Genomic DNA, 23,658 nt, shown 5'->3' on the forward strand with positions numbered 1-23,658 from the left:
ACGCACGGAACAATCCGTAGGCATCATAGTTGGGGACTTTTGACACCCACATCAAAATATAAAATCTCTATTGAGAAATTTTGTTGAAAATGGTAGAATAAAAAGAAAAACATAAATGCGGAGGATTAACATGAAAAAACTGAAAGTAAAAAAAGGAAGTACCTGTATGGCTTGTCTTGCATGCGTAGAAGCATGTTCTGAGGCTTTTTATAAGGAGTTTCATCCGGACAAGTCCTGTATCCAGATCGTAGAGAAGAAGAGTGTACGCCCGATGGCCTGTCCACAGTGTGGCAAATGTGCAGAAGCCTGTCCGGAAGGTGCGATCACTCAGAATGCAAAAGGCGTTTACATGATCAACAAAAAGAAATGTACCGGTTGCGGAGCCTGTGCAAAAGCCTGTCCGTTTGGACTGATCGTCAAGACAGAGGGCAATCCGGCATCCAAATGTATCGCATGCGGTATCTGTGCAAAAGCCTGTCCGATGGATGTACTGGAAGTAGTAGAAGAGTAAAGAGCAATCAAAAATAATACATAAAAATAAAAAAGTCATTGCTGAACATGTGAAATGTCTGCGATGGCTTTTTTTATTGTGCCGCTGTCTTTAATTCAAGAATGCCTTTGACATTCTTCTGTATACATCTGATGTATCATAAAAAACAGACCTTGTCGATAGTGACCGGCAAGATCTGTTTTTGACTGATAGATATTTTGTTATCTTTAGATTAAACAATACCCTGAGCGATCATAGCATCTACAACTTTTTCGAAGCCTGCGATGTTTGCACCGGCTACATAGTTGCCTTTCATGCCGTAACGTTCAGCAGCATCAACCATGTTGTGGCAGATATTAACCATGATACCCTGCAGTTTTGCGTCTACTTCTTCAAATGTCCAGCTCAGACGTTCGCTGTTCTGGGTCATTTCCAGAGCAGATGTAGCAACACCGCCGGCGTTTGCAGCTTTACCAGGAGCAAAGATCACGCCATTTTTCTGCAGATATTCTGTTGCATCCATAGTGGTAGGCATATTAGCACCTTCGCATACAGCCAGGCATCCGTTTGCTGCCAGCTGTTTTGCATCGTCGATCAGCAGTTCATTCTGAGTTGCACATGGAAGAGCAACATCACATTTTACGCTCCATACGCCGCGTCCTTCATGGTATTCAGCGTTTGGTCTGTAGTTTTTGTATTCGGTCAGTCTTGCACGTTTTACTTCTTTGATCTCTTTAAGTGCTGCTACATCGATTCCGTCCGGATCGTATACCCAGCCGGTAGAATCACTTGCAGTAACCACTTTTGCACCCAGCTGCTGAGCTTTTTCGATCGCATAGATAGCAACGTTGCCGGCACCGGATACACAAACAGTCTTGCCAGCCAGTTCGATACCGTTCAGTTTCAGCAGTTCCTGTGTCAGGTAGAGCAGACCATAACCGGTAGCTTCTGTTCTTGCAAGGGATCCACCGTAGCTTAAGCCTTTACCTGTCAGAACACCTTCATACAGGCCACGGATTCTCTTGTACTGACCGAACATATAGCCGATCTCTCTTGCACCTGTTCCGATATCACCTGCCGGTACATCTGTATCAGCACCGATGTATTTGCACAGCTCTGTCATAAAGCTCTGGCAGAATGCCATAACTTCGCGGTCTGATTTGCCCTTAGGATCGAAGTCAGAACCACCTTTGCCGCCACCGATCGGCAGACCAGTCAGAGAGTTTTTGAAAACCTGTTCAAAACCAAGGAATTTGATGATACCAATGTTTACAGACGGATGCAGACGGATACCGCCCTTGTAAGGTCCGATTGCACTGTTGAACTGTACACGGTAACCGGTATTTACCTGAACCTGACCTTTATCGTCAACCCATGGTACACGGAATTTGAACTGTCTTTCCGGATTTACCATTCTTTCCAGAAGAGCATCCTTTCTGTATTTTTCTTCATTTGCCTCGATAACGACTCTCAGAGACTCCAGAACCTCTTTTACTGCCTGATGAAATTCAGGTTCAGATGGATTCTGCTCTACAACTTTGGCAATAACCTCATCTACGTATGACATGATTGTGTCCTCCTTATCTTCATACATTGATTTCTGTAACCATTCAGAGCTATGCAAAAAACAGTTACGTTTTTTTTCATTGCAGATTATAGCAAATCAGCGTGGCAAAGTAAAGAAAAAAATAGTGCTTTTTTGCAAAAAAATTACGGAATTTTTGTAAAAATGTTGGAAGTGCGTAGTTTTTGCAGGAAAAGCCTCAAAAGGGAAAAGTAAAACTTCCATATAAAGCAAAAGAAAACGAAAAGAATGACCATTTACAAAAAGAAGCAGATTCGCTATACTGAGAGGAAAAGACTGGATGAAAACCGGCCTGAATACAAAGGAGGATCTGCCAATGGAAAAGCAAGCGGGACTTACCGGGCAGGAGGTGGAGGAGCGTATCCGAAGCGGTCAGGTAAACAGGATGGAAAATCATATGGTGAAAACCAATAAGGAGATCGTAAAAGCACATTTGCTTACTTATTTCAATTTTCTGAACCTTTTTCTGGCCATTCTGGTTCTGATCACCGGACAGTTCAAGAACATGACTTTTATGGGAGTCGTGATCGTCAATGCGGTGATCGGGATTGTGCAGGAACTGAAAGTTAAAAAAGTAGTAGACAAGCTGACGGTTCTGACGGCTTCAAAAGCTCATGTGGTAAGAGAAGGTGAAAAATATGAGATAGATATAGAAGAAGTGGTGAAAGATGACATTCTGATTGTGATAAACGGCGATCAGATCTGTGCAGACTGTACGGTTCTTGAATGTGACGGTTTGGAGGTTAATGAATCCATGCTGACCGGAGAATCAAAACCTGTAAAGAAAAAAGCAGGAGATGAGCTGATGTCCGGCAGTTTTGTAGTTGCGGGCGGCGGTGTCGGCCGTGTGGTTCATGTCGGTGATGAGAATTATGCCGCAGAGCTGACAAGGAAAGCCAAGACGAAAAAACGTGCCACTTCGGAAATGCAGAATACGATCAAGCGGATCATAGCGGTGATCAGTATTCTGATCATTCCGATCGGCATTCTGCTGTTCCGTTCTCAGATCAGTGCTCAGGGGATGACCAGGAACGAAGCTATCGTGGCAACCGTTGCCGGAATCATCGGTATGATTCCGGAGGGACTGGTGCTGCTGACCAGCATCTCGTTTATCCTGGGCGTCGGAAGACTTGCAAAAAAGCGGGCACTCGTGCAGGAGATGGAAGCAATCGAAGCACTGGCACGCGTCAACGTGCTCTGCCTTGACAAAACCGGAACGATCACGACCGGGGAACTGGAAGTTACAGAGGTGCTTGGCCTTGGAGAGGTGAAAAAAGAAGAAGTAAGCGAGATCATGAATGAGCTTACGTTTGCTTTTGAAGACAGCAACAACACGCAGGAAGCATTAAAACGTTATTTTCACCGGATGGACCGTTTTACGGTCGTTCAGAAAATTCCGTTTTCTTCCGAACGAAAGTACCGTGCGATCGAGTTCGAAGAAAAGGGCTGTTATGTCCTTGGTGCACCGGAGTTTTTATTGCAGGATGACGAAGAAGGGGCGGAAATCCTTCGAAAAGTCAATCAGTATTCAGAGGAGGGCTATCGTGTCCTGTTGCTTGGAAAATGCGGTTCTGTTCAGGCGGAAGATGGAAGTGTCAGTGAGGTGTCACCGATGGGACTGATCGTGATCCTGGACTGCATCCGGAAAGAAGCACCGGACGTCTTTCAGTACTTCCGTGGGCAGAAGGTAGAGATCAAGGTGATCTCCGGTGACAATCCGGTGACGGTATCGAAGATTGCCGGAAAAGCAGGACTTCTGGGGGCAGAAAAATACGTGGATGCCTCCACACTCGGAGATGATCCGCAAAGTTACCGGGAAGCCGTGCAGAAATATAATGTCTTTGGACGCGTGAAGCCGGAACAGAAGCAGAAGCTTGTCCATGCTTATCAGTCGGAAAAGAAAGTGGTCGGTATGGTTGGTGATGGTGTCAACGACGTGCTTGCACTGAAGGATGCAGACTGCGGTATTGCGATGGCAGCCGGAAGTGATGCGGCAAAACAGTCGGCACATATTGTCCTGCTGGATTCGGATTTTGCCTGCCTTCGGAATATTGTAAGCGAAGGAAGGACGATCATTGCCAACATCGAGCGGGTCAGTGCACTGTATCTGACCAAGACACTGTATTCCATCCTGCTGTGTGTCATTTTTATTCTTCTCGGACGGGCGTATCCGTTTATCCCGGTGCAGCTGTCTCTGATCAGTGCAGCCTGCATCGGTTTCCCGAGTTTTGTGCTGACACTGGAGCATACCGAAGAGGTGACAAGTACTGGATTTTTGCGTCATGTGATGCAGACGGCACTTCCGGCGGCGATTACTATGGTTGTCACCCTGCTTGTGGTTCAGGTTTTGTCACCGTTCTGGAAAGAAACAGAAGTGTTTACCTATACCTTTGATCTCCTGGTCGGAGGAGCAGTCGGGATCATGGTCGTATTTCGTGTGTGCAGGCCGTTGAACTGGCTGAGAGGCATTCTCTGTGTCTGCGTGATCGCAGTTTTTTCGGTGGGTGTGCTGCTGTTCCCGGGATTTCTTGGAATCCACAGCATCTTCTGCTGGCAGATGGTACTGGCGATCCCGCTTGTGTGCATGGTCATTCTTCTGTATCATGAGCTGATACGTCTGATCCTGTGCTGTTACCGGATCCGAGATCGCATACACGAAAAACTGGAGATTTTATTTCCGAAGAGAAAAAAGAAAAGAAGCCGGTAAGGAAAGGAATTATAAATGAAAAAGAAAATAGCAGTGATAGGCGGAGGGGCGGCAGGCATGTTTGCAGCACTGAATGCGGCAGAACGCGGGTGCGAAGTCCATCTGTTTGAAAAAAATGAAAAACTGGGCAAAAAGATCTATATTACAGGAAAAGGCAGATGTAATCTGACCAACGCCTGTGATACGGAAGAACTGTTTCAGGCAGTTGTCAGCAATCCGAAATTCCTGTACAGTGCTTTCTATGGCTACACGAATCATGATGTGATCGATTTTTTTGAAAAAGCCGGTACAAAGACCAAAATTGAACGTGGGGACCGTGTTTTTCCGGTATCAGATCATTCTACAGATGTTATTGATGCACTTCGCAGGAAAATGCGGGAATATAAAGTGCAGGTGCATTTAAATACCGAAGTTTCCAAGGTGGAAGCCAAAGATGGAAAAGTAACCGGTGTTTTGTCAGATGGAGAAAAGAAACTTTTTCCGGCAGATGCCGTACTTGTGGCAACCGGAGGGATTTCTTATAAAACGACAGGTTCTACCGGAGACGGTTACCGTTTCGCAGAAGAACTCGGACATAAAGTGACGGAATTATATCCATCGCTGGTTCCGTTTAATACAAAAGAAGCGTGGGCGAAAAGCCTTCAGGGTCTTTCGCTGAAAAATGTGGATGTCAAAGTGATGGACGGTAAAAAGAAACTCTATGATGGTTTTGGCGAGATGATGTTCACCCACTTTGGCGTGACTGGTCCTCTGATCTTAAGTGCCAGCAGTTACACTGCGAAAACGGCACGAAAAAAAGAACTTTCTATGTTTATCGACCTGAAGCCGGCATTGTCAAAAGAACAACTGGATCACCGAATCCTGCGTGATTTTGAGGAAGCAAAAAACAGACAGTTTAAAAACGCACTGGGCGGATTTTTCCCGGCAAAACTGACTCCGGTCATGATCGAGTTGTCCGGCATCAATCCGGAGAAAAAGGTAAATGAGGTATCAAGAGAAGAACGCCTCGGATTTGTGGAGCTGATCAAAAATTTGCCATTGACCGTAACAGGGCTTCGCGATTATAATGAAGCTATTATCACAAAAGGTGGTGTCAGTGTAAAAGAAGTCAATCCGTCCACGATGGAGTCCAAACTGGTGCAGGGACTGTATTTTGCAGGTGAGGTACTGGATCTGGATGCTGTGACCGGAGGATTCAATCTGCAGATCGCCTGGTCCACTGCCTATGCGGCAGCACTGGCGATGAGCGAAGCATAGATACCATGCAGGAGGAAAATATGAGTTTTAATATTGCAATTGACGGACCGGCAGGAGCCGGAAAAAGCACGATCGCAAAACGTGTGTCAAAAGAGCTTGGATTTATTTATGTCGATACCGGGGCAATGTATCGTGCGATCGCAGTTTATATGATGCAGAATCAGATCGATATCCACGACGATGCGGCAGTGCAGAAAGCCTGCAGCAAGATTTCCATATCGATCGCCTACAGTGATGACGGCGAACAGCAGGTGATCTTAAACGGGGAGAACGTGACCGGACTGATCCGCACAGAAGAAGTGAGCAAGATGGCATCCGTGACTTCCGCAAACCCGGCCGTGCGAGCCACACTGCTTGACCTGCAAAGAGATCTGGCGGCAAAAGAAGATGTCCTGATGGACGGAAGAGACATCGGCACCAATATCCTGCCACATGCACAGCTGAAAATTTATCTGACCGCAAGCGTGGAAACGCGTGCAAAGAGACGTTTCCTGGAACAGCAGGAAAAGGGAGATACGCACACACTGGAAGAGATCGAAGAGGAGATCCGGGACCGCGATCAGCGTGACATGTCAAGAGAGATCGCACCGCTTCGCCAGGCAGAGGATGCCATTCTGGTAGATTCTTCGGATCTGTCGATCGATGAGGTGGTTGAGCGTATTAAAGAATGTTACAGGGAAGTGAAGCAATGAAAGTGATAAAAGCACAGACTGCGGGTTTTTGTTTTGGCGTAAAACGTGCCGTTGACCAGGTCTATGATCTGGCAGCAAAAGAAAAAGAGCCGGTTTACACTTACGGGCCGATCATCCACAACGAAGAGGTAGTGCGGGATCTGGAAGAAAAAGGCGTACGGGTGCTGAATGGAAAAGAAGATCTGCTTTCGGTAAAAAAGGGCACCGTTGTGATCCGTTCCCATGGCGTTGCGGAAGAGGTTTATGATCTGATCTGCGAAAACGGACTGAATCTTGCCGATGCGACCTGTCCATTTGTAAAGAAAATACATCGCATTGTCAGGCGGGAAGGCGAAAACGGAAGAGAGATCGTGATCATCGGAAATGCCAATCATCCGGAGGTAGAAGGCATCCGAGGATGGTGTGTTTCTAAAGTAACGGTGATCGGAACAGAAGAAGAAGCAGAAGAATTTGAACCAAATTCAGACACAGGAGTCTGTGTTGTGTCTCAGACGACATTTAATTACAAGAAATTTAATAAATTAGTTGAAATTCTTTCAAAAAAGCGTTATGATATACTTGTTTTAAATACGATTTGCAATGCGACCGAAGAGCGTCAGCAGGAGGCGAGAAAAATTGCCGCCGATGTGGATGCCATGATCGTAATTGGAGGCAGACACAGTTCCAATACGCAGAAACTATTTGAAATATGTAAAGAAGAATGCAAGAATACTTACTATATACAGACACTTGAAGATTTGGATGTACATTCGATGCAGTCCATGAGTTGCGTAGGTATTACAGCAGGGGCATCAACCCCAAATAATATTATTGAGGAGGTTCACAAGGAATGTCAGAAATGAGCTTTGAACAAATGCTGGAGGAATCATTAAAAACAATTCATAATGGAGAGGTAGTCGAAGGTACGGTCATCGATGTCAAAGAAGACGAGATCATCTTAAATATTGGATACAAAGCTGACGGTATCATCACAAAAAGTGAATATACCAACGATTCAAGCGTAAATCTCCAGGATGTTGTTCATGTTAACGACAAAATGGAAGCAAAAGTCCTGAAAGTAAACGATGGTGAAGGACAGGTTCTGCTGACTTACAAACGTCTGGCAGCAGAAAAAGGAAACAAGAGACTGGAAGAAGCTTTCGAAAATCACGAAGTACTGAAAGCACCGGTTGCACAGGTACTCGATGGTGGTCTGAGCGTTGTGATCGACGAAGCAAGAGTATTTATCCCGGCAAGCCTGGTATCTGATACTTACGAAAGAAATCTTGGCAAATATGCAGGTCAGGAAATCGAGTTTGTGATCAGCGAGTTCAATCCACGCAGAAGAAGAATCATCGGCGACCGTAAACAGCTGTTGGTTGCAAAGAAAGCAGAAATGCAGAAAGAACTCTTTGCAAGAATCCACGTTGGTGATGTAGTAGAAGGCGTTATCAAAAACGTTACAGACTTCGGTGCATTCATCGACCTGGGCGGAGCAGACGGTCTGCTGCACATCTCAGAGATGTCTTGGGGACGTGTTGAAAATCCAAAGAAAGTATTCAAAGTTGGCGAAAAACTTTCTGTTCTGATCAAAGACATCAGCGGCGATAAGATTGCACTGAGCCTGAAATTCCCGGATCAGAACCCATGGCTGACGGCTGGCGAGAAATACGCAGCAGGCAACGTGGTAGAAGGTAAAGTTGCAAGAATGACTGATTTTGGTGCATTTGTTGAACTGGAGCCGGGTGTAGACGCACTGCTTCATGTATCACAGATTTCCCAGGAGCATGTTGATAAACCATCTGACGTACTGAGCGTAGGACAGGTTATCACAGCAAAAGTGGTAGATTTCAACGGCGAAGACAAAAAAATCAGCCTGAGCATGAAAGCACTGCAGAAAGAAGAAGCTGCTGCCGACACAACAGAGGCAGAAGAAGAGTAATATTGCACATCTCAAAAAGGGAGTGCTGAGTGTCCTGTAAGGTTCAGACAAAAGAGAACCTGCAGGGCAGGAAAGCCTGATTTCAAATGGAAATCAGGCTTTTTATGTATAAACATAATAAAGAGGGCGAATTCATAAACTGTTGCGTACATTCAAACCAGAAAGAATCCGAATGATAGCTTTCCTGGAAAACAGGTTTGAACAGTGCTTTTTCCTGAGGAAGAAAAAGTCCCCGGTGACGCTGGTAACAGGTTGTGGCTTTTGCAGGGATGCGTTCACGTGGATTGAGATAAGAGGCAACGTGCTTATGAATGGCACAGTCCTGCAAAGGAATATAATAATAATTTTTATAGTCAGATATGAAATATTTTAATTCGCCCTCGAAAGCATAGATCATTAGTTTGGCAGTGTCTTCCTGGAGCGTAAGATAGCACGAGGAAAGCCGGTTGGAGATCTGCTTTGGAACAGGATATTTCAGATCCAGCTCTGCAATCAGAAGCGGCTGTCCGTTCACAGAATCTTCCCAGAAAAGATTCCGGAGCGTATAATCCTGGTCTTTCAAAAACAGCGGATAGGCAAGAAGCGGCAGCAGTTTTGTCATACCTTTCAGATCGTCCAGATTATGTAGAAGCAGAAGCGAAAGAGCATCCGCATCTTTTAACTGGCAGTAGCTCTGATAGATTTTGAACAGTTCGCCGCCGTTGTAGCGGTCTTCCCGCTCAATGCCAAGGAAAGATTCCAGACTTTTCTGGTTGATGTGCGTCAGTTTCAGATATTTTTTGTATGGTCGGGTCAGGCGGTAAAGATCAATGCTTTGCATGGATGATAAGGTATCTGACAATGTATATTTTTCTGCTTTGAAAAGAAGATAAGGGATATCAAAACCGTCACCGTTGAAATGAACGACAGCACGAAATGACCGGCAGAACGCAAGAAATGCGTTTAAAATTTCACATTCTTCCGATGGAGTTTCGGCAAACCACTGAAGGAAAGTCCAGTGCTCATCCAGAAAGCAGACCGCACCGATCAGATACAGAGAAGTGTTTCGCGGGGAAAATCCGGTTGTTTCAATGTCAAAGAAGAGAAATTCTTCTCTGGAAAAAGGAAAAGAGTCCAGATAGCGAAGATCTGGTTCAAAGTTGGAAAAAGATTGTTGTTTATATAGCATGAAAAAATTCCTTTCTTAAACTTATGTGTTCAAGAATGCCTCCGGCATTTCTGAAGTTGATTTTGAATTCTGGCATCATTATAAAAGTGTTTCAATAAAAATGCAATACAGAGATATTTAGCGATTAAAAAGACAGAAAATTCAATGAAAAATAAAAGAAAAACAGAAATCAAAAATAAAAGGAGAAAATTATGTGGGATATTCAAATTCTTGGAGTAGATTTGTATCATGTTCTTTTCTGGCTGATCTTATACAGCTTTATGGGATGGATATGGGAAAGTTGCTATGTATCGATAAAGGAAAAGAAACTGGTAAACCGTGGATTTGTAACAGGTCCGGTGTGTACGATCTATGGAGTGGGAGCCATGAGCGTTTATCTGGTTCTGAGGCCATTGCAGGATCATGGTTTATGGCTGTTTCTTGGCGGCATCGTTCTGGCAACCATCCTGGAGTATGTTACTTCGTGGGTAATGGAAAAGCTCTTCCACACAAGCTGGTGGGATTACAGCGAACGGCCGTTTAACCTGCATGGCAGGATCTGTCTGGGATGCTCGATCGCATGGGGATTTTTCACACTGCTGATGTTTGAGATCCTTCAGCCGTTTGCACAGTGGGTGATCGATCTGTTTGATGTAGCGACCGGACATGCGTTTATTATCTTGTGCGGGATTTTGTACTGCGTGGACTTTATCGTATCGACACTTGCAGCACTGCAGCTCGGCGAAAAACTGGAAGGTCTGCAGACTGCCATGGAAGAGTTTACCGAATATCTTCAGACGACCAAAGTCTACAGTTCGACGGAAGAGGCAAGAGAACTGTTTGGAAACTATAAAAAGCATCTGCCGACGAAAAAAGAATTTCAGGAAAAGCTGGGAGAGTATCAAAGGCGCATTGCAGGCAAGATTGAAGAAAAGGGTCTTTCTGAATATGCAGAAGGCATTCGCTCTCGTTCAAAGGGATTTCGGGAACAGTATCAGGAGAGGGTCTCCAGGATCACCGGCGTAAACAAACGTTTTATGAAAGCTTATCCTACGATTCATAAAGTATCCAGAAAGAAAAAGGGGAATCAGAAAGAAACAAAATAAGCAAACAGAGAAAAAGAAAGCAGCAGTTATTGTTTTTTGATGGCTGTAAATATAAAAAAAGGAGGAGAAGTGTATGCTGCGTTTTACATTTCGGGGTGGCATTCATCCAGATGATGGAAAGGCGATGTCCAAAGATAAGCCGATTCGGGAGGTTTTGCCCAAAGGAGAGCTCGTCTATCCGCTTTCTCAGCATATCGGAGCACCAGCCAAAGCCATTGTAGCAAAAGGCGATCATGTACTGGCAGGTCAGAAAATTGCAGAAGCAGGAGGGTTTGTATCTGCAAACATTTTTGCATCCGTATCAGGAACGGTCAAGGCGATCGAAGCAAGGCTGGGGGTAGCCGGAGGCATGCAGGAATCCATTGTCATTGAAAACGATGGCCTGTATGAAGAGGTAGAGTTTTCACCAGAGCGGAAACTGGCGGATATTTCCGGAAAAGAGATCATTGAGATCATCAAGGAGGCGGGTATTGTCGGTATGGGCGGAGCCGGATTCCCGACACATGTCAAATACATGCCGAAAGATCCATCTGCGATCGATCACATCATTGTCAACTGTGCGGAGTGTGAGCCTTATCTGACATCAGATTACCGCAGGATGATGGAGGAACCGGAAAAAATCGTGGGCGGTCTTCAGGCGGCAATGAAGATTTTTGACGGAAGGGCAAAAGGCGTACTGGCAGTTGAAGACAATAAAAAAGATGCGGCAGCAAAACTGCGGGAAGCAGCAAAGGGGATACCGGATATTGAAGTTGTAGAATTAAAAACCAAGTATCCACAGGGAGCAGAGCGACAGCTTATTTTTGCAGTCACAGGAAGACAGATCAATTCTTCCATGCTTCCGGCAGATGCAGGATGTGTAGTCAACAACTGTGACACGATCCATGCAATCTATGAGGCGGTACATTTTGGCAGACCGGTCATGAAAAAAGTGATGACGATCACCGGAAATGCGATCAAAGAACCGCAGAACCTGCGTGTCCGCACCGGTACGAACTTCCGGGAACTGATCGAAGAGGCGGGAGGTTTTACTTCCGAACCGGAGAAAATCATCGCCGGAGGTCCGATGATGGGAATCCCACTGATCTCTCTGGATGTTCCGGTTGTCAAGACATCTTCTGCGATCCTGTGTATGACAAAAGACGAGGTCGCAGCCTGCGAAGAGACAGCGTGTATCAACTGCGGACGCTGTGTATCCGTCTGTCCGGGCCGGATCATTCCGGCAAGACTGGCTGATTATGCAAAAAGACATGATAAAGAAGCGTTTGAAAAAGCAAATGGAATGGAGTGCTGTGAATGTGGATGCTGCAGCTATAGCTGTCCGGCAAAACGACCGCTGACACAATACATCAAATCCATGCGTAAGATCGTGCTTGCGGATCGGAAAAAAGCTGCACAGAGGGGGAATGGAAAATGAGTGAAATGTGGAACATATCATCAAATCCGCACATCCGGGATAAAAGAAAAAGCAGCGACCTGATGAGCCTTGTGCTGATCGCACTGCTTCCGGCAACCGTATTTGGTGTCATAAATTTTGGAATCGATGCGTTAAAAGTAATCGTGCTGTCTGTGACAGGCAGCGTGCTCACAGAGTATGTTTACGAAAAACTGATGCATAAAAAAGTGACAGTCGATGATCGCAGTGCAGAAGTGACAGGGCTTCTGCTGGCACTGAACCTTCCGGCGTCTGCACCATGGTATCTTCCGGTACTCGGTTCTGTTTTTGCAATTCTGTTTGTAAAACAGCTTTTCGGAGGACTTGGACAGAACTTTATGAATCCGGCTCTTGCAGCAAGATGTTTTCTTCTGATCTCTTTTGCCGGAAAAATGACGGACTTTACATACGATGCAGTATCCGGGGCAACGCCGCTTGCAGCCATGAAAGCCGGCGAGAGCGTGAATGTTTTAAACCTGTTTCTCGGAAAAACAGCCGGAACGATCGGTGAGACTTCCACACTGGCGATCCTGATCGGTGCGGTGATCCTTCTGGTATTTAAAGTGATCGATCTGAGGATACCATTGTCCTGCCTGCTTTCTTTCTCTGTTTTTGCCATTTTATTTGGCGGACATGGATTTGATCTGCATTTTCTGGCAGCACAGCTGTGTGCGGGCGGACTGATGCTTGGTACATTTTTTATGGCAACGGATTATGTAACCTCACCGATCACCAAAAACGGTCAGATCGTGTATGGATGCATCATCGGTATTCTCACCGGGGTTTTTCGTTTCCTCGGAAGTGCATCGGAGGGCGTATCTTATGCGATCATCCTTTCAAACCTTCTGGTGCCTTTGATTGAAAAAGTAACACCTCCGACAGCATTTGGGAAAGGAGGAAAAAAGCATGAATAAGATTATAAAAGAAGCACTGGTACTGATGGCGATCACACTGGTTTCAGGTTTACTGCTCGGAGCTGTCTACAGCATTACAAAACAGCCGATCGCACAGGCAGAGGAAAAAGCACAGAAAGAAGCTTATCTTGCTGTATTTCCGGATGCACAGGATCTGACGGAGCCGGATAACAAAGAAGAACTGCTCACAGAGGCAGCCGATGTCCTAGATCAGGCCGGATTTGGCACAGCTGACACTCTGGAAGATTTTTATCTGGCAGAAAAGGACGGAGCAGTGACAGGTGTGGTTATGAACATTACTTCGCATGAAGGATACGGCGGTGACATCAATTTCTCCATGGGTGTCAGTATGGACGGAACGGTGACAGGCGTGGAGATGCTTTCCTTAAGTGAGACAGCCGGACTTGGCATGCGTGCAAAAGACGAAGAATTCAAAGGACAGTTCGCAGGAAAAATCGTAGATCAGTTCGTGGTTACAAAAAACGGTGCTTCCGCGGAAAACGAGATTGATGCGATCAGCGGAGCAACCTTTACTTCCAAAGCGGTGACAAACGGTGTCAATGCGGGACTTGGTTTTTATGAAAGCCTTAAGGAAGGAGGTATCTTACAATGAGCAAAGCAGGAGAACGTTTATATAACGGTATCATCAAAGAAAACCCGACCTTTGTGTTGATGCTTGGTATGTGTCCGACGCTGGCAGTAACCACCTCAGCGATGAACGGACTTGGCATGGGACTTACGACAACGGTGATCCTTGCCATGTCAAACCTGATGATCTCAGCACTTCGTAAAGTCATTCCGAACGGCGTGCGTATGCCGGCCTTTATCGTGGTTGTGGCATCTTTCGTAACGATCGTACAGTTTTTGCTTCAGGCGTATGTACCGTCTCTGTATCAGAGTCTTGGTATTTATATCCCTCTGATCGTAGTAAACTGTATCATCCTTGGAAGAGCGGAAGCCTATGCTTCTTTCAATCCGGTCATCCCGTCTTTCTTTGACGGCGTCGGTATGGGACTTGGATTTACCATCGGTCTTGCCAGTATCGGTATCGTGCGTGAGCTGATCGGAGCCGGAACCATTTTCGGTGTGCAGGTGATGCCTTCTTTCTATCAGCCGATCACGATCTTTATCCTTGCACCGGGAGCTTTTCTGGTCCTGTCCCTTCTGACAGCAGCCCAGAACTGCGTGAAACGTAAAATGCAGGAAAAAGGTAAAGAGACAAAGATCGGCAGCGGCTGCACAGGAGAATGTGCCTCCTGTGCAAGTTCCTGTAAAGGAGGGGAGACGTTATGAGAGAATTACTTATGATCGCAGTCGGCACTGCGTTTATCAACAATGTTGTTTTGAGCCAGTTTTTGGGACTGTGTGCATTCCTTGGTGTATCCAAGAAAATGGATACCGCAGCAGGCATGGGCGGAGCCGTTATCTTTGTTATCACGATCTCATCCTTTGTCACGGCTCTGATCTATAAATTTCTGCTCCTTCCGCTGAATGTGACTTACCTTCAGACGATCGTGTTTATTCTGGTCATTGCGGCACTGGTACAGTTTGTGGAAATGTTTCTGAAAAAGAGCAGCCCGTCCCTGTACAATGCACTTGGCGTTTATCTGCCGCTGATCACAACAAACTGTGCCGTACTTGGTGTGGCACTGATCAATGTACAGAAAAGCTACGGCATCGTAGAGAGCATGGTAAATGGCCTGGCAACGGCGGTCGGATTTACGATCGCGATCGTGCTGATGGCCGGTATCCGTGAAAAAACAGAATACAATGATGTACCGGAATCTTTTAAAGGATCACCGATCGTTCTTCTTACAGCCTGTCTGATGGCGATCGCATTCTTTGGATTTTCCAGTCTGAAATAGGAAGGAGGAGTGGCGGATGAGCATGGAGATCATACTTGCGGCTGTGATCGTAGGAGGTACCGGACTGCTTCTGGGACTTTTCCTTGGATTGGCAGGGAAAAAATTTGCAGTAGAAATTGATGAAAAAGAACAGCAGGTAAGAGAACAGCTTCCGGGAAATAACTGCGGCGGCTGCGGATATGCAGGATGTGATGCGATGGCAAAGGCGATTGCAAACGGAGAGGCTCCGGTAAATGGCTGCCCGGTAGGGGGAGATGCCGTGGCAGCAAAGATTGCCAGGATCATGGGGCAGGAAGCAGGCGAGAGCATCCGCAGAGTTGCCTTTGTAAAATGTGGCGGAACCTGTGACAAAGCAAAAGAATCCTGTCATTATTATGGAGTTCACGACTGTGAGATGATGGATTTTATTCCGGGAGGCGGACCGAAAACCTGTCATTATGGATGTATCGGAGACGGAACCTGCGAAAAGGTCTGTTCATTTGATGCGATTCATGTTATAAATGGAGTAGCAGTGGTAGACAAGGAGAAATGCAGAGCGTGTGGAGCATGCGTGGAGCATTGTCCGCGTCATCTGATCGAGCTTGTGCCATATGAAAGCCGTTATCTGGTACGCTGTGCTTCAAAAGATAAAGGAAAGCTGGTTATGCAGGCATGTGAGGCAGGGTGCATCGGATGTAAGAAATGCCAGAGGGAATGTCCTTCCGGTGCCGTTACTGTGGAGAACAATATTGCACATATCGATACTTCAAAATGTACCAACTGCGGAACCTGTGCATCGCTCTGTCCGAGAAAGGTGTTTACCGGACCGGTTGCCAGGAAAGAGTCCTGAAGACATAAGAAGTAAAGAAAGGGGAAATCAGGAATGAAGAAAAAGGGGTTTGCTGTGCTCGCAGTGCTGATGCTGAGTATGTTGCTTTCCGTAACCGCTTTTGCAAAAGGAAAGTGGAAGGTTGAGGAAGGTAACCGTTACTATTATAATGAGGATGGTACAAAGCAGAAAGGCTGGCTCACACTCAAAAAAGGAACTTATTATTTTCTGCCAAAGACAGGGATCATGGCAACCGGTGTGCGGCAGATCGCAGGAAAGACCTATGTATTTTCAAAAAAAGGGATTCTGCTGAAGGCATATGAAAGAGCCGGATTCAGGACAACCGCATCCGGAAAACTCTGCTATTCTTACGGTGACGGTACCGGCCGCCTGAAACGTCAGTGGTTTACCATCAATGGAAAGACGTACTACTTTAATAAAAAAGGGCATGCCCTGACGGGATGGCAGAAGATTGACGGAAAGATTTATTATTTCAATAAAAGATATGTTTTGCAGAAAGAAAAATGGGTGAAATACAACGGTAAAAAGATGTATCTTGGATCCGACGGAACGTTTGTGAAAGATACCTGGATCGATGACAAGTATCTTGGTCCGGACGGCGTTTATATCAAAGGCTATCGTGATGACAGACGGACAAACAAAAGTAAAACAGGATGGGTTGGATACGGTCAGCAGTGGAGATATTACCGGAAGAACAAACTGGTGACCGGCTGGATCACCATTGGTGAGAAGAGGTATTTCTTTGGCTCGGACGGCTATATGCGTGCCGGATGGCTGAAAGATCAGGGGCATACGTATTATATGGATACCAGAAGTGCCACTTATGGACAGATGATGACCGGCTGGTGCAAGATCAAAAACAAGTATTATTATTTCTTCCGCACACCGGCAGAGCATAATGGAACCGTCTATCCGCAGGGTAGTATGGCGAGAAAGATTTCCATCCGTTTCTCTTTGGCAGACGGAACGCAGAAAATTTATATCTTTGGCAAAAACGGTGCCTGCACGAATTATTAAAAATCCAGAATCTCTGTCTGTGATTTCAGGCTGAGAAAAACCTCCCGGAGCGTTTCCTTTCCGGGAGGTTTTTTTGCGGCATTAAGGAAAATGCAGCAAAAAAACGGTCAGTGGAAGATTTTTTGCATATTCTGAATAGAAAGAGGAACAGGAGGGCTGTTATGGCAACGATCGTGATAGATGCCGGACATGGAGGAGCAGACCCGGGAGCTGTTTTTGAAGGAAGACAGGAAAAAGACGATACACTGCGGCTGGCACTGGCAGTGGGAAAGATTCTGGAGGAAAACGGACAGAATGTGATCTATACCAGAACAACCGATGTTTATCAGACACCATTTCAGAAAGCAACGATCGGAAACGAAGCGAGAGCCGATTTTTTTGTTTCCATACATCGCAATTCCAGTCCGGTTGCCGGGCAGTATTCTGGTGTGGAAACACTGGTCTATGAGCGAAGCGGCATCAAAGAAGAGATGGCAGAAAACATCAACCGGGAACTGGAGGAAGCCGGTTTTAAAAATCTCGGTGTCAAAGAAAGACCGGGACTTGTCGTCCTTCGCAGGACCAAAATGCCGGCAGTACTGGTGGAAGCAGGGTTTATCAACAACGGAGAAGACAACCGGATCTTTGATGAAAATTTTGAGGAAGTCGCACAGGCGATCGCCGACGGTATTTTGCAAACCATCTATGCACAGGAAGTCGAATCTTATGAATACGAAAAAGAAGCAGAAACACCTTACCGCATCCAGCTTGGTTTTTTTAATCTGGAAGAAAATGCCAGGGCACTGCAGGCACAGCTGCTCTTTTTGGGATACGATGCTGTGATCGAACCTGGAGAGGATGGGACTTACCGGGTTTACAGTGGATCTTTTGAAAAACTGGATAATGCGGCAAAAATGGAGCAGACACTGCGAAAAGCAGGATTTTCCACCTATATCGTACAGTAAAGGAATAAGAAAAAAACAAGAAACGTAAATCTTTACACTTTTTGTTTCCTGAGGTATACTAAGGAGCAGAGAATGGGCTTGGAAGAAAGGTACCATTTTATGGTGTGCATAGGAGGGCGGTATGTCTGTCTGCCCTCTGCACATATAGCAGAGTTTTCCTGGATGTAAAACGGAGAAAGTAACTGTAAACATAGTATGATGCCAGGGTCAAAAGGTCTAAATTCACATGAGCTTGCTCATAAGTGGATGAAAGACCTTGAGACCCGCCCCGATATGAGCATAAAAGTGGGATGATAATCCCACGATATGCGAATACCGGAGAGGATTGTGGGAGTGCGATGCACGGAACAATCCGTAGGCATCAGAGTTGGGGGCTTTTGACCCCAACATCATATATACATAGGGTAAATAATAATATTACCGGAGAGTGGAGTATGGATAAAAAGAAAAAATGGTTAAAAATCACACTTGGAATTATGGCACTGGTTATCGTGGGGGTGTATATCGGCGGGATTGCCGCCTTTCATGGAAAATTCTTGAAGAACACGGACATTAATGGCATGGATGTTTCAGATATGACAGTGGAAGAGGCAGAGAAACTGATCAGAGAGCAGGCAGAAGATTATCAGATCACGTTAAAAGAACGCGGAAATAACAGTGAGACGATCACGGCAGAAGAGATCGGTTATCATTATGTTTCCAATGGGGAAATCGAAAATTTCCAAAAATCCCAGCCATACGCCCTGTGGTTTGTAAGTTATTTCCGACCGGCATCTTATGCGTTTGAGACGGCAGTGCAGTATGATGAAACATTGCTGAAAGAAAAAGCGGACAGCCTTAAATGTTTTGATAAAGCAACAGCTAAAGCACCGGAAGATGCGAAAATGGTCTTTCAGGAAAGCGAAAACAAGTATGTGATTAAAAAAGAGAAGCAGGGTGCAAAGCTCAAACAGAAAAAATTCTGGAAACTGCTTACAGAGACAATTTCAGAAAGAGACGGTCTGCTGGATCTGGAGAAAGAATCCTGTTATCAGACACCAAAAGTGACAAGTGATGATAAAGACTTAAACCAGCTGGTAGAGAATCTCAATCATTATGTGGATATCGAGATTACATACTGTTTTGGAAACCAGAAGGAGGTTCTGGACGGCAGTGTGGTAAAAGACTGGCTGACCTATGATAAAAAAGGGAAAGTGCTGGTAAAAGACGGTGCGATCAGCGACTATATCGCATCTCTGGCAGACAAGTATGATACCTATGACAAGCCACGGAAGTTCAAGACAAGTGACGGAACGTATGTGACTGTGGAGGGCGGTTCATATGGATGGAAAATCGACCAGACAGCGGAGGCAGAAGAGCTGACAAAGCTGATGGAAGAAGAGCCGCACATGGAACGTACACCGATCTTTGCCCAGGAAGCAGACAGCTGGGAAAATGGTGACATGGGTGACACGTATGTGGAAGTTGATCTGACAAAACAACATCTGTGGATGTACAAAGAAGGGAAACTGATCGTAGAATCGGATTTCGTATCCGGAACAATGACACCGGCTCGTGTGACACCGCCCGGCATTTTCCGGTTATACTATAAAAAATCACCGGCTGTTCTTCGAAGCACAAAACCGGGCGATAGTTACGAGACACCGGTTTCTTTCTGGATGCCGTTTAACGGCGGGATCGGATTCCACGATGCCACCTGGAGAGGAAGCTTCGGCGGTCAGATCTTCTGGAACAGCGGTTCTCATGGCTGCATTAATCTTCCGTACAGTGCCGCACAGACGATTTACCAGAATATCGAAAAAGACTATCTGGTCATTTGCTTCTATCGGAACGGTGAGTATAAATATTAGATGTGAGATGATTCATATGTCATGCGATGCATGATGTGCACCTCGCAGCAAGAATGGCAGAGGCATTCTTAAATGAAAAAAGAAAGAGGAAATGTATGCTCGAACAGATTGTAGAGCCACTGCTTGGGTGGTTCGGGGAACATGCACGGATTCTCCCGTGGAGAGAACAGCCGCAGCCATATCGCGTCTGGGTTTCTGAAATTATGCTGCAGCAGACACGTGTAGAGGCGGTAAAACCCTTTTTTGAACGTTTTACGCAGGCTCTGCCGGACGTTCGATCCCTTGCGGAATGTCCGGAAGATAAGCTTTTGAAGTTATGGGAGGGGCTTGGCTATTATAACCGCGTCCGGAATATGCAGAAAGCAGCACAGAATATGGTGGAATTTTATGACGGCGAAATGCCGGCAGACTATGAAAAACTGCTGGGTCTTCCCGGGATCGGTCCTTATACGGCAGGAGCAGTAGCTTCCATTGCCTTTGAGATCCCGGTTCCGGCTGTTGACGGAAATGTCCTGCGGGTGATCACAAGGATCACGCAGAATGACGGAGATATTTTGAAGCAGTCTGTCAAACGTCAGGTCGAGGAGGAGCTTCTGGCAGTAATGCCAAAAGGAAGATCCGGAGCCTTTAACCAGGCACTGATGGAACTTGGGGCGACTGTATGTGTGCCAAACGGGGCACCGAAGTGTGAGGAATGTCCGCTGTCAGGCGTATGCCTTGCACATCAGAACGGCAAAGAGATGGACTATCCGAAAAAAGCACAGAAAAAGCCGCGTAAAATCGAAAAAAAGACCGTTCTGGTGATAAGGGACGGCAGCAGGGCAGCAATCCGCAAACGTCCGGCAAAAGGACTTCTGGCAGGTTTATATGAGCTTCCTAATCTCTCTGGATGGTTAAGCCAGGATGAAGTTCTGGACTGGCTGAAACAGGAAGGGCTGTCACCGATCCGTATCCGGAGATTATCGGATGCGAAACATATTTTCAGTCATATTGAATGGCATATGACAGGATATGTGGTCCTGGTGGAAGAACTGGAAAACGATTCCGGAAAAGATATGCTTTTTATTGAGCCGAAAAGAACAGAAGAAGAATACCCGATCCCGGCAGCTTTTTCAGCTTACACAGCTTATCTTCAGATCAGACTCGGACAGGAAAAATATGACGAAAAATAAAACAGAAACGTGTATGGAGGTAAAAACGTGAAAATATTATCAATAGCAATTCCCTGTTATAATTCTGCAGCCTATATGAGAAGATGTATTGATTCTCTGCTTTCGGGCGGAGAAGATGTGGAGATTTTAATTGTGGATGACGGTTCCACAAAAGACAATACCGCAGAGATTGCAGATGAGTATGAAAAAAATTATCCGGGGATCGTAAAGGCGATCCATCAGGAGAACGGCGGACATGGAGAGGCAGTCAATGCCGGACTGCGTAATGCAACCGGAGTATACTATAAAGTGGTGGACAGCGATGACTGGGTAGATGTGGATGTTTATCTCGACATTATCAAAACTTTGAAAGAACTGGTGGCAGGTCCGCAGACTGTTGATATGTTCATCAGCAATTTTGTCTACGACAAGGCAGGTGCGAAGCACAAAAAAGTGATGCGGTACAAGGCATTTCCTGAAAATGAAGTATTCCAGTGGGATCATGCAAAAAAACTGCACATCGGACGTTACATTCTGATGCATTCCGTAATCTACCGTACCATGCTGCTACGGGAATGCAACCTGGAGCTTCCGAAACATACCTTTTACGTGGACAATCTGTTTGTGTTCCAGCCGCTTCCGTATGTAAAAAATCTTTATTATAAAAATGTGAATTTCTATCATTATTTTATCGGCAGGGATGATCAGTCCGTCAACGAAAAAGTCATGATCTCCCGCATCGACCAGCAGATCCGTGTCAATAAGATCATGATCGACACCATGGCTGACAATAAAATCGCAGACAAGCGGATCCGCCAGTATATGACAAGTTATCTGGATATCATTACAACGGTTACTTCCGTTATGCTGATCCGTTCCGGCACAGAAGAAAATCTGGAAAAGAAAAAAGAACTGTGGCAGTATTTAAAAGCAAAAGACGGCGGTCTGTATTTCCGCCTGCGTCACGGTCTGTTTGGACGTACGATGAATTTGCCGGGCAGAGGAGGAAGAAAACTTTCGGTTGCAGCCTATAAGATCTCACAGAAATTTTATGGATTCAACTGATACAAAAGCGGCAGAGATAGGACGTTGTAATTCTGTGAGATTTATGGTAGAATTTTCACAGTTGAAAAAATGGATATTTTAGGAGGACAACATGGGAGAGGAAACTGTTTCCAAAAATTTTATTGAACAGATTATAGAAAAAGATCTGGCAGAGGGCAAATACGATACGATCTGTACTCGTTTTCCGCCGGAACCAAATGGCTATCTGCATATCGGACATGCCAAAGCCATTCTGTTAAATTATGGACTTGCACAGAAATATCACGGCAAGTTTAACATGCGTTTTGATGACACCAACCCGACCAAGGAGCGAGTTGAGTTTGTAGAGTCCATCAAAGCGGATATCAAATGGCTGGGTGCTGACTGGGAAGACAGACTGTTTTTCGCATCCAATTACTTTGACCAGATGTATGAAGCAGCAGTGAAGCTGATCAAAAAAGGCAAAGCCTATGTCTGTGACCTGACACCGGAGCAGATTCGCGAGTACAGAGGGACACTGACAGAACCTGGAAAAGAAAGCCCGTACCGTAACCGCAGCATCGAAGAAAATCTGGAGCTGTTTGAAGCAATGAAGGATGGCAAATATGCAGACGGAGAAAAGGTACTGCGTGCAAAGATTGATATGGCATCTCCGAATATCAATATGCGTGATCCGATCATTTACCGTGTGGCACATATGACACACCATAATACCGGAGATAAATGGTGCATCTATCCGATGTATGATTTTGCACATCCGATCGAAGATGCAATCGAAGGCGTGACACATTCTATCTGCACCCTGGAGTTTGAGGATCACCGTCCGCTCTATGACTGGGTCGTACGTGAACTGGAGTATCCGCATCCACCAAAACAGATCGAGTTTGCAAAACTGTATCTGACCAACGTTGTTACCGGTAAACGTTACATCAAAAAACTGGTAGAAGAAGGTATCGTGGACGGCTGGGATGATCCGCGTCTGGTATCGATCGCAGCCCTTCGAAGAAGAGGATTCACACCAGAATCCATCAAGATGTTCGTTGACCTGTGCGGTGTCAGTAAAGCTCAGAGCTCCGTTGACTATGCAATGCTGGAGTATTGCATCCGCGAAGACCTCAAACTGAAACGTCCGCGTATGATGGCAGTCCTTGATCCGGTCAAACTGATCATCGACAATTATCCGGAAGATCAGATCGAGTACCTGGAAGCAGACAACAATCTGGAGAACGAGTCTCTTGGAAAACGTCAGGTTCCGTTCGGACGTGAACTTTACATTGACCGTGAAGATTTCATGGAGAATCCGCCGAAGAAATATTTCCGTCTCTTCCCTGGAAACGAAGTGCGTCTGATGAATGCATATTTCGTGAAATGCACAGGTTTTGAAAAAGATGAAAACGGAAATGTGACAGAAATCCACTGTACTTACGATCCGGAGACAAAATGCGGAACCGGATTTACCGGACGTAAAGTCAAAGGAACCATCCACTGGGTAGCAGCGAAGACTGCCAAAAAAGTGACCGTACGTCTCTATGAGAACATTATCGATGAATCCAAAGGCGTATACAATGAAGACGGAAGTCTGAATCTGAATCCGAACTCACTGACTGTAAAAGAATGCTTCGTAGAGCCTGCACTTGCAGAAGCAAAACCATATGAAAGCTTCCAGTTTGTACGTCAGGGTTATTTCTGTGCAGATGCCAGAGA

21 protein-coding genes are annotated in these 23,658 nt (G+C 45.7%); 19 read left to right on the forward strand and 2 right to left on the reverse strand.

The features are described 5' to 3' along the window. Positions 1-130: 130 nt before the first annotated feature. Complete coding sequence (locus ACLTL4_RS07675; protein ID WP_022118707.1) at positions 131-511, forward strand: 4Fe-4S binding protein; 381 nt, start codon at positions 131-133, stop codon at positions 509-511. A 211-nt stretch (positions 512-722) separates the two neighbouring features. On the opposite strand, the gene gdhA is transcribed toward ACLTL4_RS07675, so the two are convergent. Next, on the reverse strand, positions 723-2,057 hold the full coding sequence (gene gdhA / locus ACLTL4_RS07680) for an NADP-specific glutamate dehydrogenase (RefSeq protein ID WP_412320388.1): 1,335 nt from the start codon (positions 2,055-2,057) through the stop codon (positions 723-725). Between the two features lie 334 nt (positions 2,058-2,391). Between gdhA and ACLTL4_RS07685 the strand changes: the two genes are divergently transcribed. From ACLTL4_RS07685 to rpsA, 5 genes are read left to right on the forward strand one after another with little or no spacing between them, the layout of a single operon-like run. After that, positions 2,392-4,782 (forward strand): HAD-IC family P-type ATPase, encoded by a 2,391-nt coding sequence (locus ACLTL4_RS07685; RefSeq protein WP_412290590.1) that lies wholly within the window; start codon positions 2,392-2,394, stop codon positions 4,780-4,782. A 15-nt stretch (positions 4,783-4,797) separates the two neighbouring features. Continuing rightward, positions 4,798-6,039 carry an NAD(P)/FAD-dependent oxidoreductase gene (locus tag ACLTL4_RS07690; protein WP_412290592.1) on the forward strand — a complete coding sequence of 414 codons (1,242 nt, stop codon included), beginning with the start codon at positions 4,798-4,800 and terminating at the stop codon, positions 6,037-6,039. Positions 6,040-6,059: 20 nt separating this feature from the next. Continuing rightward, entirely contained in the window at positions 6,060-6,731 is a 672-nt protein-coding gene (gene cmk / locus ACLTL4_RS07695; protein WP_022118703.1) for a (d)CMP kinase, read from the forward strand. After that, entirely contained in the window at positions 6,728-7,573 is an 846-nt protein-coding gene (ispH, locus tag ACLTL4_RS07700) for a 4-hydroxy-3-methylbut-2-enyl diphosphate reductase (protein ID WP_022118702.1), read from the forward strand. The genes cmk and ispH overlap by 4 nt, the downstream gene beginning before the upstream one ends. Further along, complete coding sequence (gene rpsA, locus ACLTL4_RS07705) at positions 7,561-8,652, forward strand: 30S ribosomal protein S1 (protein ID WP_022118701.1); 1,092 nt, start codon at positions 7,561-7,563, stop codon at positions 8,650-8,652. The genes ispH and rpsA overlap by 13 nt, the downstream gene beginning before the upstream one ends. Positions 8,653-8,734: 82 nt before the next feature. Here the strand turns inward: rpsA and ACLTL4_RS07710 are convergent, their stop codons facing one another. Then, positions 8,735-9,820 (reverse strand): ribonuclease H-like domain-containing protein, encoded by a 1,086-nt coding sequence (locus ACLTL4_RS07710; protein ID WP_412290593.1) that lies wholly within the window; start codon positions 9,818-9,820, stop codon positions 8,735-8,737. Between the two features lie 191 nt (positions 9,821-10,011). On the opposite strand from ACLTL4_RS07710, the gene ACLTL4_RS07715 reads away from it, so the two are divergent. The 13 genes from ACLTL4_RS07715 to ACLTL4_RS07775 all read left to right on the forward strand — a co-directional run. Next, a complete protein-coding gene (locus ACLTL4_RS07715) occupies positions 10,012-10,905 on the forward strand; it encodes a putative ABC transporter permease (protein WP_022118699.1) in 894 nt (297 codons plus the stop codon). Positions 10,906-10,978: 73 nt separating this feature from the next. Then, positions 10,979-12,322 carry an electron transport complex subunit RsxC gene (rsxC, locus tag ACLTL4_RS07720; protein ID WP_173865797.1) on the forward strand — a complete coding sequence of 448 codons (1,344 nt, stop codon included), beginning with the start codon at positions 10,979-10,981 and terminating at the stop codon, positions 12,320-12,322. After that, entirely contained in the window at positions 12,319-13,254 is a 936-nt protein-coding gene (locus ACLTL4_RS07725; protein ID WP_412320389.1) for an RnfABCDGE type electron transport complex subunit D, read from the forward strand. Before rsxC ends, ACLTL4_RS07725 begins: the two co-directional genes overlap by 4 nt. Then, the gene (locus ACLTL4_RS07730; RefSeq protein ID WP_412290597.1) at positions 13,247-13,867 is read left to right on the forward strand and encodes an RnfABCDGE type electron transport complex subunit G; all 621 of its coding nucleotides are present in this window, start codon (positions 13,247-13,249) and stop codon (positions 13,865-13,867) included. Before ACLTL4_RS07725 ends, ACLTL4_RS07730 begins: the two co-directional genes overlap by 8 nt. Further along, the gene (gene rsxE, locus ACLTL4_RS07735; RefSeq protein ID WP_412320390.1) at positions 13,864-14,547 is read left to right on the forward strand and encodes an electron transport complex subunit RsxE; all 684 of its coding nucleotides are present in this window, start codon (positions 13,864-13,866) and stop codon (positions 14,545-14,547) included. Before ACLTL4_RS07730 ends, rsxE begins: the two co-directional genes overlap by 4 nt. Beyond that, positions 14,544-15,119 carry an electron transport complex subunit RsxA gene (gene rsxA / locus ACLTL4_RS07740; RefSeq protein ID WP_412290598.1) on the forward strand — a complete coding sequence of 192 codons (576 nt, stop codon included), beginning with the start codon at positions 14,544-14,546 and terminating at the stop codon, positions 15,117-15,119. The genes rsxE and rsxA overlap by 4 nt, the downstream gene beginning before the upstream one ends. Positions 15,120-15,135: 16 nt before the next feature. After that, positions 15,136-15,948, forward strand: coding sequence for an RnfABCDGE type electron transport complex subunit B (locus ACLTL4_RS07745; protein WP_022118693.1), 813 nt, complete (start codon positions 15,136-15,138; stop codon positions 15,946-15,948). 33 nt (positions 15,949-15,981) lie between these two features. Continuing rightward, a complete protein-coding gene (locus tag ACLTL4_RS07750; protein WP_248835139.1) occupies positions 15,982-16,965 on the forward strand; it encodes an N-acetylmuramoyl-L-alanine amidase family protein in 984 nt (327 codons plus the stop codon). Positions 16,966-17,126: 161 nt separating this feature from the next. Continuing rightward, a complete protein-coding gene (locus tag ACLTL4_RS07755) occupies positions 17,127-17,909 on the forward strand; it encodes an N-acetylmuramoyl-L-alanine amidase (RefSeq protein ID WP_412290599.1) in 783 nt (260 codons plus the stop codon). Between the two features lie 434 nt (positions 17,910-18,343). Continuing rightward, positions 18,344-19,759, forward strand: a complete 1,416-nt coding sequence (locus tag ACLTL4_RS07760; protein ID WP_022118690.1) for a L,D-transpeptidase family protein — start codon at positions 18,344-18,346, stop codon at positions 19,757-19,759. 95 nt (positions 19,760-19,854) lie between these two features. Then, positions 19,855-20,931: an A/G-specific adenine glycosylase gene (gene mutY, locus ACLTL4_RS07765; RefSeq protein ID WP_173896513.1), complete on the forward strand. Its 1,077-nt coding sequence runs from the start codon at positions 19,855-19,857 to the stop codon at positions 20,929-20,931. A gap of 27 nt (positions 20,932-20,958) precedes the next feature. Continuing rightward, complete coding sequence (locus ACLTL4_RS07770; RefSeq protein ID WP_022118688.1) at positions 20,959-21,975, forward strand: glycosyltransferase family 2 protein; 1,017 nt, start codon at positions 20,959-20,961, stop codon at positions 21,973-21,975. Between the two features lie 91 nt (positions 21,976-22,066). After that, the coding region (locus ACLTL4_RS07775) for a glutamine--tRNA ligase/YqeY domain fusion protein (RefSeq protein ID WP_412320391.1) at positions 22,067-23,658 on the forward strand (1,592 nt) is incomplete at its 3' end.

Origin of the sequence: Hominisplanchenecus sp. (assembly GCF_046967715.1) — a bacterium.
GTDB lineage: Bacteria > Bacillota > Clostridia > Lachnospirales > Lachnospiraceae > Hominisplanchenecus > Hominisplanchenecus faecis.